General features: G+C 43.2%; 16 protein-coding genes. 2 read left to right on the top strand and 14 right to left on the bottom strand.

Going from position 1 to position 15,257, the window contains the following annotated elements; genetic code table 11:
• Nucleotides 1–78: 78 nt before the first annotated feature.
• The 3 genes from IEY40_RS15255 to IEY40_RS15245 all read right to left on the bottom strand — a co-directional run bounded on the left by IEY40_RS15255 (nucleotide 79) and on the right by IEY40_RS15245 (nucleotide 3,800).
• Nucleotides 79–408, bottom strand: coding sequence for an FKBP-type peptidyl-prolyl cis-trans isomerase (locus tag IEY40_RS15255; RefSeq protein WP_188957647.1), 330 nt, complete (start codon nucleotides 406–408; stop codon nucleotides 79–81).
• A 43-nt stretch (nucleotides 409–451) separates the two neighbouring features.
• Nucleotides 452–2,386 carry an alpha/beta hydrolase family protein gene (locus tag IEY40_RS15250; RefSeq protein WP_188957645.1) on the bottom strand — a complete coding sequence of 645 codons (1,935 nt, stop codon included), beginning with the start codon at nucleotides 2,384–2,386 and terminating at the stop codon, nucleotides 452–454.
• A gap of 70 nt (nucleotides 2,387–2,456) precedes the next feature.
• Nucleotides 2,457–3,800: an MATE family efflux transporter gene (locus IEY40_RS15245; RefSeq protein WP_188957644.1), complete on the bottom strand. Its 1,344-nt coding sequence runs from the start codon at nucleotides 3,798–3,800 to the stop codon at nucleotides 2,457–2,459.
• Between the two features lie 14 nt (nucleotides 3,801–3,814).
• On the opposite strand from IEY40_RS15245, the gene IEY40_RS15240 reads away from it, so the two are divergent.
• Nucleotides 3,815–4,873, top strand: coding sequence for a polysaccharide deacetylase family protein (locus IEY40_RS15240; RefSeq protein WP_188957642.1), 1,059 nt, complete (start codon nucleotides 3,815–3,817; stop codon nucleotides 4,871–4,873).
• Between the two features lie 30 nt (nucleotides 4,874–4,903).
• Here the strand turns inward: IEY40_RS15240 and IEY40_RS15235 are convergent, their stop codons facing one another.
• From IEY40_RS15235 to IEY40_RS15215, 5 genes are read right to left on the bottom strand one after another with little or no spacing between them, the layout of a single operon-like run.
• Entirely contained in the window at nucleotides 4,904–5,527 is a 624-nt protein-coding gene (locus tag IEY40_RS15235) for an SCO family protein (protein WP_229777128.1), read from the bottom strand.
• Nucleotides 5,528–5,541: 14 nt separating this feature from the next.
• Nucleotides 5,542–6,453, bottom strand: coding sequence for a heme o synthase (cyoE, locus tag IEY40_RS15230; RefSeq protein ID WP_188957640.1), 912 nt, complete (start codon nucleotides 6,451–6,453; stop codon nucleotides 5,542–5,544).
• Between the two features lie 13 nt (nucleotides 6,454–6,466).
• Nucleotides 6,467–7,447 carry a COX15/CtaA family protein gene (locus IEY40_RS15225; protein WP_188957638.1) on the bottom strand — a complete coding sequence of 327 codons (981 nt, stop codon included), beginning with the start codon at nucleotides 7,445–7,447 and terminating at the stop codon, nucleotides 6,467–6,469.
• Nucleotides 7,447–7,998 (bottom strand): redox-active disulfide-containing membrane protein, encoded by a 552-nt coding sequence (locus IEY40_RS15220; RefSeq protein WP_188957636.1) that lies wholly within the window; start codon nucleotides 7,996–7,998, stop codon nucleotides 7,447–7,449. Before IEY40_RS15220 ends, IEY40_RS15225 begins: the two co-directional genes overlap by 1 nt.
• Nucleotide 7,999: 1 nt before the next feature.
• On the bottom strand, nucleotides 8,000–8,830 hold the full coding sequence (locus IEY40_RS15215; RefSeq protein WP_188957633.1) for an SURF1 family protein: 831 nt from the start codon (nucleotides 8,828–8,830) through the stop codon (nucleotides 8,000–8,002).
• On the opposite strand from IEY40_RS15215, the gene IEY40_RS15210 reads away from it, so the two are divergent.
• Nucleotides 8,778–8,996 carry a DUF2909 domain-containing protein gene (locus IEY40_RS15210; protein ID WP_188957631.1) on the top strand — a complete coding sequence of 73 codons (219 nt, stop codon included), beginning with the start codon at nucleotides 8,778–8,780 and terminating at the stop codon, nucleotides 8,994–8,996. The genes IEY40_RS15215 and IEY40_RS15210 overlap by 53 nt on opposite strands.
• Nucleotides 8,997–9,003: 7 nt before the next feature.
• Here IEY40_RS15210 and IEY40_RS15205 read toward each other — a convergent pair whose 3' ends face one another.
• The 6 genes from IEY40_RS15205 to lexA form a co-directional block, all read right to left on the bottom strand.
• Nucleotides 9,004–9,879 carry a cytochrome c oxidase subunit 3 gene (locus IEY40_RS15205; RefSeq protein WP_188957629.1) on the bottom strand — a complete coding sequence of 292 codons (876 nt, stop codon included), beginning with the start codon at nucleotides 9,877–9,879 and terminating at the stop codon, nucleotides 9,004–9,006.
• Complete coding sequence (locus IEY40_RS15200; RefSeq protein WP_188957627.1) at nucleotides 9,876–10,439, bottom strand: cytochrome c oxidase assembly protein; 564 nt, start codon at nucleotides 10,437–10,439, stop codon at nucleotides 9,876–9,878. The genes IEY40_RS15205 and IEY40_RS15200 overlap by 4 nt, the downstream gene beginning before the upstream one ends.
• A 1-nt stretch (nucleotide 10,440) precedes the next feature.
• Nucleotides 10,441–12,036 carry a cytochrome c oxidase subunit I gene (gene ctaD / locus IEY40_RS15195; RefSeq protein WP_188957625.1) on the bottom strand — a complete coding sequence of 532 codons (1,596 nt, stop codon included), beginning with the start codon at nucleotides 12,034–12,036 and terminating at the stop codon, nucleotides 10,441–10,443.
• Nucleotides 12,037–12,046: 10 nt separating this feature from the next.
• A complete protein-coding gene (coxB, locus tag IEY40_RS15190) occupies nucleotides 12,047–13,618 on the bottom strand; it encodes a cytochrome c oxidase subunit II (RefSeq protein WP_188957623.1) in 1,572 nt (523 codons plus the stop codon).
• Between the two features lie 392 nt (nucleotides 13,619–14,010).
• The gene (locus tag IEY40_RS15185; RefSeq protein ID WP_188957621.1) at nucleotides 14,011–14,517 is read right to left on the bottom strand and encodes a cell division inhibitor SulA; all 507 of its coding nucleotides are present in this window, start codon (nucleotides 14,515–14,517) and stop codon (nucleotides 14,011–14,013) included.
• A complete protein-coding gene (lexA, locus tag IEY40_RS15180; protein WP_188957619.1) occupies nucleotides 14,514–15,128 on the bottom strand; it encodes a transcriptional repressor LexA in 615 nt (204 codons plus the stop codon). Before lexA ends, IEY40_RS15185 begins: the two co-directional genes overlap by 4 nt.
• Nucleotides 15,129–15,257: the final 129 nt, after the last annotated feature.

Genomic DNA, 15,257 nt, shown 5'->3' with positions numbered 1-15,257 from the left:
ATATTAATCGTATAATAAAAACGCGACCTTTTGAGTCGCGTTTTTTATTTCGTATTAATCGGAGTAATCAATTACTGATTAATCATCTCGAGTCAGCACTTCAATTAATTCGATTTCGAAAAACAAATCTGAGTTCGCTGGAATACGGTCACCAATTTGTCGTTCGCCATAGGCGAGGTGTGCCGGTACTGATAATTGCCTTTTACCGCCGACATTCATGCCAATAATGCCTTGATCCCAGCCTTTAATCACACGTCCTGTACCTATGACACATTGAAAAGCATCCGATGCATCAAATTGAGTGCCATCAGCTAAGCATCCACTATAGCGAGTGGTAATTAATGCGCCTTTTACAGCCGTTTTGCCCGTGCCGATTTCAAGGTCGGTGATGATCAATTCTTGGGTCATGATATTCTCTTTTATCTTAGGGCCTACTTGTCATTACTTGAGGTTATTTTACCCCAATATGGGTTGTTAAGAAGCGCTCTATTTCAACAAATGTTGTTAAGCGGTGTTCATTGTTGCTGAGGAAATGGTCGCCATTTTCAAGTTCAACGTACTTAACTGGTTTATTTAATCCTTTAAGTTCATCGTACATTTCTTCGCTGTGGTCTACTTTAACGACGCGATCTTTAGTGCCGTGGATTAACAATACAGGCACTTTTATACTGGCGGCTTTACTTATTGGTGAGCGTTGGTATAAGTCATCATAATCATCGCCAATTTGTTTTTTAACAATTTTACTGTTGTCGTAGTTACGAGATGACTTCACTAAACTCTCAAGATCTGTCACGCCTGCAATACTGATCGCGCATTTGTACAAATCAGGCGTTTTGGCTACCCCCATTAATGCTGCATAGCCACCATAGCTTGCGCCTACAATGCACATACGTTTAGGGTCTGCAATACCTTGACTTACTAACCAATGAGTACCATCTTCAATGTCATTTTGCATTTCAAGACCCCAGTTTTTTAATCCTGAGTTCATAAACTGATAACCATACCCAGCAGACCCACGAAAGTTCATCTGTAAGACGGCATAGCCGCGATTAGCGAAAAACTGTGCCCAGTAGTCAAACGTGGTGGAGTCGTAACTAATCGGACCGCCATGGGGAAAAATAATGGTTGGGAGGTTTTTCGCTTCCGTGTCTTTTGGTGTGGTTAAAAAGGCTTCGATGGCCAAGCCGTCACGGGTAGTGTAATTAACCTTTTTAGGTTTAGATAATACTTCTGGCGGCAATTGACTATAACGATAAGCGATTGGATACAGCTCTCTTTTGTCTCTGTCGCCATAAAAGTAAGTACCAGATTCTATTGGGCCAGTACTATAAACTAGGTAACGGCGTTCATCGTCGCTTAATTGATTAATGACGTTGTGTGATTCTGGTAATACGTCGTTCAAACCATTGTTGAGCTTGATGTAGTCGTTGTCCCAAAAGATAAACTCACCTTCAATATTGGTATCAATACCGATGACTTTTTGTTTTAAATTGGAATAAATTAGCTGACCTTCAACATCATAATTTTCGTTTTGAAATACCAGTTCTTTGGAGAGATTTGGGTCGGTTAAATTCACTTTAAAAATGGCTTTTAACCCTTGATAGTAAGCGCTGACATAAAGGATGTTTGGGTCATGATCAAAGCCGATAGGCCAAATTGCATTTTCACCTAAGGCTTCAAACTCCCATAATAAGCGCAGGTCGCCATCGGCTTCTTGTTGCTCATAAATACGGTAGCTTGTATCGTCGCGATAAATACCAATACGTACCTGGTTTTGCCTGTCTGTTAACCAATTTTCAATGTACTTCTGTGCGTGTTGTTTTATTTTTATTCCACCGCTTTTTAAGCTGACTTTAATCACGCTTTCATATTGCATCTTAGAGCCTAAGCCACTTATTTGCATAAGAATATGGTCTGGATCGTTATCAAGATAATCGACAATAGACGATTGTATTTGAGGCACAAATTGGAAGCGGGAAAAGGTCCGCTTAGAAAACACACTAGAGATTTTATCGTCGCTTAAGCTGTATTTCATTAAGCGTGTTTCTGTTGTGGGTACGCCGCGGCGGGTGGCAGGGTATTTGGCTTTGATTAAGACAATATCGTTGTTTGCCCATGTGAGCGATAAAATCACAAACTTTTGATTGTCGGTTTGAACAGGAAAAATATCTTTATTGTTGTTTATATCGCGAATACTCAGCATTTGCCCGTCGAGTGTGGGGGTACTCACCCTGATTAATGAAGCGACTTTTGTGCCATCAGGCGATAAGGTTACAAAGCGCACATCTGGGAGATTGGCAAAAGCTTCAACAGGTAGGGAGGCGGCTAGGGCAATATTTGAGAGGTGAGTAAATGTAATGGCTAAAAGCCATAAAATCCTTTTCATTAAAAATCCGTTTTAAAAAACAAAATGTTGTCAGCATGTTACATTTTTGCATTGTCGCCATCAATGATTATTATGCGGAAGCTAGTCTGTATCTAAGCTTATAATAATAGTGCCAACCTAAGGTAATGCTTCGGCTTAGCATAAATACTGACATGGCCGCCCATAGGCTGTTATTCCCCCAGGTCTGCAAAAAATACCAACATGGGAAATACACCGTAAAGGTTGAGACAATCATGCTATTGCGCATAACTTGCCCTTGGGCTGCGCCAATATAAACCCCGTCGAATAGGTAGCAGCCGAATGCTAAAATGGGCATGACTATTAGCCAGATAAGGTACTGGTTAGCACTGTGCTGTACGGTTTCAACATTGGTTAGGAGTTGAATTATCCATTCTCCCGCGCCCCAAAATAACAAACTAAACAGTACCGCTGTTGCTGCTGACCAGCAAAAGGCGAGCACAACACTATCATGTAACAGTTTAGGATTTTTTTGTCCAAATGCGCGGCCGACTTCGGCTTCTGCATAATAAGCTATGCCATCAAGTGCGTAAGAGATCAGCATTAACAGATTAAGCAACACCGCATTAGCAGCAATGATGTTATCGCCTAATCCTGCGCCGTAGAATGTCATAAAACTAAACGCTGCTTGCAGGCACAAACTACGAATGAAAATGTCGCGATTGAGGGACAATAATCGGCCGTATCCGCGTAATGTTAGCTGGCTTAAGCTGCGTTTTAAATCAAAGTTACCCATATTAACAAGGTGGCGTTTAACCATAATAAGCGCCACAGAGAATGCACAAATATCGGCGATAACAGAAGCTAACGCGGCACCTCTTACGTCCCATTTAAATACCATAACAAAGACAATATCGAGGATGATATTGATACAATTAGCTATAATGAGCTGCCACATGGCGGCTTTTGGGGCTTGACGCCCGAGGAGCCAACCTAATAACACCAAATTGACTAACGCGAACGGCAGTGACCAGATGCGAATATCGACATATTGACGACAATAAAGCATCACTTGTTCGCTGGCATCACTGAGACTTAGCGCAAAGTTTACGATGGGAGACTGCAACATAACGCAGGCAAACCCTAAGGTTAATGCTAAGATACAACCTTGTAACAACAATTGTTGTTGAGTTACTTTATCGTCTGCACCATAAGCTTGTGCGACGAGTCCGGTTGTCGACATACGTAAAAAGCCGAGCAACCAAATCATCAAGGTGATAATTGTGCTGCCAAGTGCAACGCCACCGAGATAGTAAGCTTGACCTAAATGGCCAATCACTGCGGTATCGACTAACCCTAAAAGTGGGATAGTGATATTCGACAGTATCATCGGTGTCGCTAATGCCAATAATTGACGATGTTTATGGCGATTTAAGAGTAATGCGCTAACTGACATAGGTATGAGTAATCATGGTTAAAAAAATAGTTTTAGGCTTGATGGTTATCTGTTTTAGTTTGTTTCACCTTAACGCACAAGCGGTGGTGATTTTACAATATCATCATGTTTCAGATAGCACACCCAAAAGCACGAGTGTGACTCCAGCACAATTTGCAGAGCAGATGCAGTATTTAGCTGACAATCACTTTACGGTGATGCCATTAGCTGATGCCGTAGATGCGCTAAAGAATAACACGGCAATAGCCAGTAATAGTATTGTGATTACCTTTGATGACGGCTATGAAAGCATCATCACAAATGCTGCGCCTATTCTTGCATCGCATCAGTTCCCATTTACGGTGTTTATATCACCCGCGCCTATTATTGCAGGTTATGAAGGCATGATGAGCTGGCAAGATATCAATACCTTAATCGAGCAAGGCGCAACCATTGCAAATCACAGTTGGGGGCATGAACATCTTATTCGTCGTTTACCCAAAGAAACTGTGGAACAATGGCACGACCGAGTGGAAAGCAATATTTTAGCTACGGAAGCTGAGTTACTTAAACAAACTGGCCAAAATGCGAAAATGTTTGCATATCCTTATGGTGAATACACTGCGCAATTAGAAGCCATTTTGGAAAAACACGGTTTTGTTGGTTTCGGCCAGCAATCAGGTGCAGCAGGAGAGTACTCGTCTATTACAGCTTTACCACGATTTCCGGTAGCGAATGCTTATGCCGATTTATCGAGCTTAACTGTGAAGTTTTCAAGCTTGCCGATGCCAGTGTTGAAGCAGAATATCAGTGAGCCAGTGTTAACCTCTGGCAAATTTAGGCCTAAGTTGGTTATCACCCTGGACACCACGGACTTGTACCCACATCAATTAATGTGTTTTATCCAAGGGCAAGGTGCTAAAAAGCCGATATGGATAGAGGAAGATACCTTTAGTATTCAGGCTCCTGCTGATATGGCGCCTGGTCGTTCGCGTTATAATTGCACTGTGCCAAGCAAAACCCGCACGGGTTATTATTGGTTTTCGCAAATGTGGATAAGGCCAAAAGATGACGGCAAATGGCCGCAAGAATAACGCCATTACTGCCAGTTACATTTTCCTGTTCTAGCGCCAATTGCTAACAATCTGGTCAACGTCATTAATCAGTTCGCTGTTGAGAATTTGTGGCAGTTGACCTGGTGTAGGCTTGGTTTTAAATACCGCTGTTTTCTCTCCGCGAGGAGATACTAATACATACGATGCACTATGATCGACTTGATAGTCGCTATCTTCTCCAACCATAGCGTAGACAAAACCTAAATCGCGACTAAATGGAAACAACGCACTGTGTTCTGCACTAACAGCTTTAAACTCTTTATTAAAAAAGTTGATGTAATCGAGACGTTTCGTTTGGGTATCTCGCTCAGGATCTGCAGAGACAAACACCACTTGAAACGAATCTGATATCTTTTGTAATTTAGGATACGCCGCCGCTAATTTATTTAAGGTGGTAGGGCATACATCAGGGCAGGCAGTATAGCCAATAAAAAACAAACTCCATTTACCTTGTAAGGATTGGTTGGTAAATGGATTGCCATATTGGTCTGCTAGTGTAAAAGGCGCTAATGCTCTTGGCTGCTCAAATACATAACTAGTTGCCAAATCGAGTGATTTATCTTGAGTTGCTTTAAAGGCAAATATCCCGGCGATTGTGAGCAGTAATAAAGCTGCAGCAATGAGTATTTTCAATACAAATGTCCTTTCTATGGGGTAACCCAAAAATAATGGTCAACCAACAGTACAATAAATAACACCATTAAATGGTAGATTGAGAAAGTAAATACTTTCATCGCTAAGCCTGGGTAATCATAATATTTAAGCTGCCATGCCTTGTAAATAAACCCACAACTTAAGATGGTTGAGCCCACTAAATAAACCGGCCCACACATGCCGACTAATACTGGTAATAAGCATGCAATTGCCAATAAAATGGTATACAGCAAAATGCAGGTTTTAGTGAATTCTACCCCATGGGTCACGGGCAACATAGGAATGTCAACTTTAGCGTATTCTTTACGGCGATGAATTGCCAGCGCCCAAAAGTGCGGTGGGGTCCAGGTGAAGATGATGATAACGAGCAATAATGCATAGCCATGTAGCTCGTTAGTGACGGCTGTCCAGCCAAGTAATGGAGGCATTGCCCCTGCTAAACCGCCTATGACAATATTTTGCGAGGTAGCCCGCTTAAGGTAAGCGGTATAAACCAGTGCATAGCCAATAAGGCTGGCAAATGTTAGCCAAGCGGTAAGCGGATTAACCAATGTATATAGAACGACAAAACCCATGACTCCCAGTGATATTGCAAATACTGCCGCTTTGGTTGTCGAGATCTTGCCTTTAGGCAACGGCCTGTTATAAGTGCGCGCCATTAAGCCATCAATTTTACGATCGATTAAATGATTAAATGCAGCAGCAGCTCCCGCCATCATAGCAATACCAGCCATTCCGGCGACTAAGGGCTGTAAAGGCACAACTCCAGGCACGGCTAAACACATGCCTACTAAGACCGTCAGTAGCATTAATGCCACTACTTTGGGTTTAGTCATTTCAAAATAGGCACGCCAAGAGATCGTCAGTTTCTGTTGTGGTTGGCTTAGAGTAAGAGGTTTTGTCATGGTCAATCCTCGTTTATGCTTTACGCCACAGAGCGTAATTAATAAAGACTAAAGTGAGCAACAATAATGCCGCCCCCGCGTTATGGGACACGGCAATACCCAGTGGTAAATTCATTACCACATTGCTTATCCCTAGGCCGACTTGAATAACAACGAGTAGTAGTAATAAATAAGCACTATTACGCATAATATGTGAGTGTGAAAAACGTAATTTCATTGCGAGCCAAATAAGCATTATCGCTGTGACTACCGCCCAAATACGGTGACTAATATGAATGGTCATCCGTGTCGGGTAGTCTAATACGCCAAATTCAAAACTGGGGTGTTCACCTTGAAAGGGTGAAAATGCATCGGCAAAACGCAAGTTATCAACCCAGTTACCTTCGCAAATCGGTAATGAGGTGCAAGCCAGTGCCGCATAGTTTGATGATGTCCAACCGCCTAACATTATCTGAATAATCAACACCCCTAAACACACTAACGCTAAGGGCATTAATTTGCGTGCATGGCTATCGCCACCGGGGATCCGCAGGGGTTTAAGGCGTAAATACAGCAATAAGAGCAAGGCGAATAGGCTAAAACCGCCAATAAGGTGTGCCATGACGACTATAGGCATGAGTTTCATTGTTACGGTCCACATGCCAAGTGCGGCCTGAAATATAATCAATAATGCAATAAAGCTGGGGAGCTTTTTAGGCGCATTGGCTTGCTTAAAACACATAATGAGAATGGCTAATACCATTAATCCAAGTGTGCCAGCAATGTAACGATGAATCATTTCAAGCCAGGCTTTTTCTGGCTCGATGGTCATATCTGGAAAACGTTGTTCAATGCTAGCAAGGTCATGGCTGGCACTTGGTACTGCTAGATGCCCGTAGCATCCTGGCCAATCAGGGCAACCTAAGCCCGCGTCCGATAAACGAGTATAGGCACCCATTAAAATAACCGCGAGGGTAAAAACTAAAGTGAACTTAATGAGTCTTTGAATTGCCATTAGCCGACCCTCGATAACTTGAGCATTTTTCTCAAATCAGCAATCATGGCTTTGCCCTGAGCGATATTGGCATCACGGCCTGTCACATCATTGTATTGCATTATTAGGCTACCCAGTGGGTCGACAATCACCAGTTGTTGTTGGGTCAATAATGCCGCTAGCGCTTTGTTGACGGGTACTTGCAGGAAAGAAATATCCATTTTTTTTAGCGAGTTAATGTCACTGTTACTGCCGATTAAAATGATCGGGCTGACTCTGTCGCGGTCTTTGCCTAGGGCGATATAGCTCTGATGCAACACGTATAATCTGTCTTGACATGATTGCTCGCAGATCTCTGGCAATAGATACAACATTTGCCACGTGTGTGGTTTGGGGTTGGGCATGGCTAAGGTTGAATAATTAATGTTAGATGACATCAAGGCGCCTTTATTCGTCGCGCCACCTTGATACAGCTCAAGGCTCAGTACTAATTTGGCTGCCGCGACAGGTAACACAAACACAACCAATAATAAGATTAATGTGTTATTACTTTTTTTAGGTTGGGAGTTCATTCTATCTCCTCGTATCATTACGATATTGTTTATATGCAATCCACCCCATTAACCCTAAAAACACCGCTGCCATGGTGAACCACTGCAAGGCATAACCTTGGTGTTTTTGTGCAGACAGTGGGATAGGCACCCATGGCTGAGGTAACGAGTGTTGCGGTACGTTATCTGGTTGCAATACCGCTGTGGCAATGTCGTGTTTCAATAGCAATGCTAAGGCAGGTATATTTATATTTTGAAAGCGTATAGGTTTGTCTGCGTGTATTTCTGGGTGGAGCTCATCGCTTAAAGGGTTGGCCAGCTTTTGATAAACTCGACCCGTTAATTCATATTGTCCTGCCGAAATTGCTGCTAAAGCAGGTAACTCTTGACGATCATTGCCCGCGGGGATAAAGCCTAACTCTACGAGAATCCAGGGATTTTCGGCCGTTACTTCAAATATTTGATAAGCTAAATATCCCACCTGACCTTGATACACTTGATTGTCTAACAGTAACAATGGTTGCTGGAGTGGCGTTGCCTTTACCGATAAACGATACCCCGTCAGCAAGGCTGTTTCAGGTGTTATGTCTGCTGGTTTATTGGGCTTAATTAATGTTAGCAGCTGCTGATAATCTAGAGGCGCTTGTTGCTGACGTTCGGCCAATGTTGCTTGCCATTGATGTTTATACTCAGCTCTTGCCAACTGCCAAAACCCAAGCTTGACCAAAACCCAAAACACGCTCACTGTAATTAAAACCAATAACACTCGAGACACACTCACACTACTCAAAGGATTGCCTGTGACAGCCCCATTAATTGTTAAGTTAGTTTTAGTCTCGTTGCTTATATTCATAGTTTTTAATCTAGGTAGAGCATTGTTTATTATGGTTAAAGGTCAGCATGAACAACCCATGAGTCGCTATCTAGGCCGACGCGTTTTATTTTCTGTGGTAGTGATCTTGATTCTGCTGGTGGCCTTAGGGTCGGGTTATATTCAACCCAACTCCCGACCTTATTAATCTGTAATTACAACACGTACACAAAGACGAATAAGCATAACCACACCACATCGACAAAGTGCCAATACCAACTCCCCGCTTGAAAGGCGAAATGCTTATCTGGGGTAAAATGGCCTTTGATGATTCTGAGCAATAAAATAATCAAAAATAGGGTGCCAATGGTGACGTGCATACCGTGAAAGCCGGTGAGCAAGAAGAAGGTATTGCCATAAACACCAGAGGTGAGAGTGAGTCCCATTTCCTGATAAGCATGGCTGTATTCTTCTACCTGCAATCCAAGAAAGGCCGCACCTAAAATGACCGTTAAACCCAGCCAAATAATTAATGGTTTGCGCTTGCCTTTTTCTAAACTAATGTGGGAAAAATGCAGTGTTATAGACGATGTCAGTAAAATAATCGTGTTAATTAGGGGTAATCCGGTCCACGGCATAGCTTCTGTTGTAGTGCCATCTGGTGTTTTGATTAAAGGCCATACCGCCTCAAATGCAGGCCATAAAACTTCTTGAGTCATGGCGTTATTTGATGCACCGCCCAACCAAGGTACTGATATCATTCGCGCGTAAAACAACGCACCAAAAAAAGCCCCAAAGAACATAATTTCAGAGAAAATAAACCAGCTCATCCCTTGTCTAAACGACCGGTCCATTTGTGGCGAGTATAAGCCTGCCATTGACTCGTCAATGACGGTTTTAAACCAGCCAAATATCATAAAGATAATCACAGCAATACCGGCTAATAAAATGTAACCGCCAGAGGTTTTTTCTGTGGCTAATTGTTGAATATAATTACCCGCGCCGAAGGCGATTAAAAATAAGCCGATAGCGCCAATAATAGGCCAGCCGCTTTGAGCTGGGACGTAATACGTTTGATACTTTGTTGTCATCTTGCTGCTCCTTGCTTTGCCGATACCGCGAGTTTGTCAGTGATATCGTAAAGGGTATAAGAGAGAGTCAATGTATTAATGGACGCCGGTAAGTCTGGGTCCACGTAAAAAATCAATGGGAGTTCAGCGCTAGCTAATGCGGCAAGCGGCTGTTGATTGAAGCAAAAACATTCTGTCTTATTAAAATATGCTGCGCCCTGACCTGGCGACACCGAAGGGATCGCTTGGCCAATAATATTTTTTGACGAGAGGTTTTTAACCAAGAATTTAGCGTGGGTAAGCTCGCCAGGGTGCACACTAATGTGATTCACTTTAGGGGCAAATTCCCATTGCATACCCGACTGCACTTGGGTAACAAATTCGATGGTGATTGTGCGCTTTTTATCAACAACCACAGCTTCATAAGTGCTGGCGCTATTTTGAGGTTTTCCATTAATTCCCAAAGTGTCACACAGCACGTCATATAGCGGTACCAATGCAAACCCAAACCCAAACATCCCGACTGAGCCTAATATAAGCATGGTGAGTAATTTACGGTTTGATTTTGGCGTTGGGCTCATATCATTTAATCTCCGGTGGAGTGGTAAATGAATGATAAGGAGCTGGACTTGGAATTGACCATTCTAAACCATCAGCCGCTTGCCAAGGATTATCCCCAGCGGGCTTGCCGCCTTTAATACACTTAAGTACCACTGCCAGAAATATTAATTGCGATAAACCAAAGGCAAATCCACCAATTGAAACTATTTGATTAACATCTGCAAACTGAATTGCATAGTCTGGAATACGTCGCGGCATACCTGCTAAGCCTAAAAAGTGCATAGGGAAAAACAGCACATTAACCGAGATAACCGAACACCAAAAATGCCAACGTCCTAAGGTTTCGCTATACATATTTCCGGTCCATTTGGGCAACCAGTAATACGCAGCAGCCATAATGGAGAAGATGGCGCCTGTCACCAGCACATAATGAAAGTGAGCCACCACAAAGTAGGTGTCATGGTATTGGAAATCTGCAGGGGTAATGGCAAGCATCAGCCCTGAAAACCCACCAATGGTGAAGAGAATAATAAAGGCGACGGCAAATAACATAGGGGTTTCAAACGTCATTGAGCCTCGCCACATAGTAGCAACCCAGTTAAACACTTTTACCCCAGTCGGCACGGCAATAAGCATGGTGCAGTACATGAAAAACAGCTCGGCAAATACAGGCATTCCCGTGGTAAACATATGGTGAGCCCAAACCAAAAATGACAAAACAGCAATGCTTGCGGTTGCATACACCATTGAAGAATACCCAAATAGCGGCTTGCGGCTAAAGGTTGGCACAATCGCAGAAATAATGCCGAAAGACGGTAAAATCATGATGTACACTTCTGGATGGCCAAAGAACCAGAAGATATGCTGAAACATGACAGGGTCGCCGCCACCTGCCGCATCAAAAAAGCTGGTACCAAAAAACTTGTCGGTTAACACCATCGTTACCGCGCCTGCGAGTACGGGCATTACCGCTATCAATAAAAATGCAGTAATTAACCAGGTCCATACAAATAACGGTAACTTCATCCATGTCATACCTGGTGCACGCATATTTACGATAGTAACGACTACATTAATCGCTCCCATAATGGAGCTTATTCCCATGATATGGATGGAGAAAACAAACAATGCTGTCGAATCTGGACTGTAAGTCGTCGATAACGGTGCGTAGAATGTCCAGCCGAAATTAGGTCCACCTCCTTCCATAAATAGCGAACCAAGGAGCATGGTGAAGGCAAACGGTAAAATCCAAAAACTCCAATTATTCATGCGGGGTAGTGCCATATCTGGCGCGCCTATCATCATAGGTATTAGCCAGTTGGCTAACCCTGTAAAGGCAGGCATAACAGCGCCAAACACCATTATCAGGCCATGAACTGTAGTCATTTGGTTAAAAAAGTTTGGTTCAACTAGTTGTAAACCAGGTTGGAATAGTTCTGCGCGGATGACCATTGCCATTGCGCCACCCGTTAAAAACATGATGAAACTAAACCATAAATACAAGGAGCCAATGTCTTTGTGATTTGTGGTTAGAACCCAGCGCATAAGCCCTTTAGGGGCACCGTGGTGATGCTCATCATGCGCAGTATCGATTGTATCGTGCGTTGTTGTGCTCATTGGTTTTCCCCTATTGTCCATGGCTTGCGACATCGGCAGGTTGAACTGCATCGCCAGAATTATTGCCCCACGCATTGCGTTCATAAGTAATCACAGCAGCCATTTGTTGTGGACTGAGTTGACGACTAAATGCCTGCATTGCTGTGCCGGGTTTACCATGCATAACAATATCGATATGCCCGCTTATCGGCCCTGTTACTACTGGGCTGGCAATGAGTGAAGGGAAAGCGCCTGGGATTCCTGTGCCTGTCGGTTGGTGGCAAGCAGCACAAGTGGCAGCATAAACTTGCTCACCTTCAGCCATAAGCTGTTCCATGGTGAGTGTGGGTAATTCCTCTGGGGTCACAATCTTGCCTATAGCTTCGGCTGCTTGAGGCGTTGTTTCAGTTAGCGTTTCTGCGACATTGTTAATGGCTGCTGTGTCGGCTGCTTCTGTAGCAGGCTTAGGCGAAATTGCACTGTTATTTGAGAAGTTGCCAACATCGGCTGCTTGTACTACATCGCCACTATCATTGCCCCATGCATTGCGCTCATAGGTTATGACTGCGGCAATTTCTTGAGCCGATATTTGCTTGGCAAAGGCTTGCATGGCTGTGCCGGGCTTGCCGTTGATAACAATATTTAGGTGCTCTTCTACCGGACCTTTAATAATAGGGCTACCGATAAGAGACGGAAATACACCAGGAAGACCTGCGCCATTGGGCTGATGGCAAGCCGCGCAGCGCGCAAGATATACTTGTTCACCTTGTTGGTTTAAATCTACAAGAGATAAGGTTTGCGACATAGACGCTGCAGCTTCTGCAGCTTCGGTTTTAACCAACTGTTTCTGCTCAATCAACCAGTTGTCAAAATCCGCTTCAGAGAGCGCATTGACCACAATGGGCATAAAGCCATGATCTTTTCCGCACAGTTCAGCACATTGACCGCGATAGATGCCGGGTTTATCAATACGTGTCCATGCTTCGTTAATAAAACCTGGATTAGCATCTTTTTTAACCGCAAATGCGGGAACCCACCAAGAATGGATAACGTCGTCAGAGGTCATTAAAAAACGCACTTTACGATTAATTGGCAGTACCAGTGGCTTATCTACTTCAAGTAGGTAATTTTCACCTTTGGTTTGATCACCATCAATCTGTTCTCTTGGGGTTGAGAGTGTGCTGTAAAACTCGATGTCTTTGTCGAAATAGCTGTAATGCCATTTCCATTGCGATCCGGTGATTTTAATAGTCAGATCTGCATTGCTAGGATCTTCCATTGCTATTAGAGTTTTAGTAGCCGGAATGGCCATAGCAATCAATATGATAAACGGGATGACTGTCCAGGCTATTTCCACTTTGGTACTTTCGTGAAAATTGGCCGCGACAGCGCCTTTAGATTTGCGATGATAGATCATTGAGTAAATCATGATCCCAAACACCACTAACCCAATAGCACAACAGATATACAAAATGGTCATGTGGAGGTCGTAAACCTTACCACTAATATCTGTTACGCCCTGAGTCATGTTGAGGGGCATTTCTGCTGCCCCTAGCGGAAGTGCTAACAGCACAACCAATAAACAATACCACCATTGCTTCACAAGACTTCTCCTCTGCTAATTGCAAATAGCAACTACAAAGAAGAGTCACACAGTAAGTCTCTGCTCTATGCAAACTCTTCGGTTCCCAAAAAAGTTTGATGACCTCAAAGTACCTTGGTGGTTGTAAACTGGCAGCCTACGTTTTTATTGTTAGCTGAATACCACGCTTGTACCTACGACTGAACTAATCAATCTATGTTGACGTATTCCCATCGATGGCAATAGTGTCTGCCAAATAACGTCAGATTAAGGATAAAAAATGTTTCATCCTTGTTAACAACATTACGTGTAGATCAAACATTGATCAAGATCACTTTGTTAGCTAATTTGCTGAAAAAAGGTAAAAAAAAGCCCTGAATTGGATGCAGGGCTTGGTGTTGAAGGGTTCGTGCTTAATGAAATGCTGAAAAATTACTTGTCGCAGATGGCATAACTGGATTAACTATTTGGTGCTTTTCAGGTAAGTGAGTGTTCACATCTTCAATCACAACACCGAAAGCGCGTGCACTTTTTGCAACAATTTCTAAACGACGGCTATCACGGGCGTCTAATGAGCTAGTCCAGGTAATTACCGCGCTTGAAGTGCCACTGGTTAACGCTTTTTCCATTGCCCATAAAGTTTCAACTTCATCTTTAGTGTGTACTAATAAGATTCGGTCCATTCTTACGCCAGCACTTGCAAGCATATGTTTATAACCAATATGTGGTGGGCTAATTAGTACTATCCAGCGCCCTTGTCGGCTTAAACTTGCTAACTGGCTACAGAGTTGCCCTAATTCTGACTCACCTTGAGTTACGCTTTTTAATGTTTGAATGGTTTGATTGCCATGCAATTCTGCTTCTGTTGAATCTACCCATAAGCCTGGGTGGCGCGGGGCAGTGCCCATTAGTTTGTTCATAACCAATCTCCATTACGGATAACACCAACGGCAAGCCCTTCAATGGTTAGGCTTTGGCAACTTAAGTCTACTTTTATAGGATTGTATGCTTCGTTCTCGGCATGCAAATAAACAACATTGCCTTTTTTCTCGAAACGTTTAACTGTAACGTCGTCTTCAACACGGGCCACAACTACCTGGCCATTTCGTGCTTGCTGCATTTTGTGAACGGCAAGTAAATCGCCTTCTAAAATGCCAATGTCTTTCATACTGTCGCCACGAACTCGTAGTAAAAAATCGGCAGCGGGTTTAAACATGTTTGGGTCGACTTGATAATATTGCTCTACATGCTCTTGCGCTAAAATGGGTTCACCAGCAGCGACTTGGCCAATAAGCGGCAACCCTGTTTCTTGTTGTTCTTCATGAGGCAGGCGAATACCTCTCGAAGTGCCAGGCATGATCTCGATAAAGCCTTTTTTGGCGAGTGCTTTTAAATGCTCTTCGGCAGCATTTGCACTTTTAAAGCCAAGACGGTTTGCAATTTCAGCGCGAGTCGGTGGCATACCTGTTTCGGCGATATTGTTTTTAATTAAGTCTAAAATTTCTGCTTGGCGCGGCGTTAACGGTCTCATGATGATTCCTGTCTTTTTATACAGTGACTGTCATTATATACAGTGTTTTTGTTCGCGCAAGTATTAACCAACTGTTTTTTGTTTTTTGTTACGGCATTGTTACCTATCCTAATGTTTTATATCGGTTTA

The organism is Shewanella ulleungensis (genome assembly GCF_014648315.1).
In the GTDB taxonomy this organism is placed as follows: Bacteria; Pseudomonadota; Gammaproteobacteria; order Enterobacterales; family Shewanellaceae; genus Shewanella; species Shewanella ulleungensis.
The sequence above is the reverse complement of the archived record's forward strand: the minus strand, read 5'-3'. Positions and strand labels throughout refer to the sequence as shown.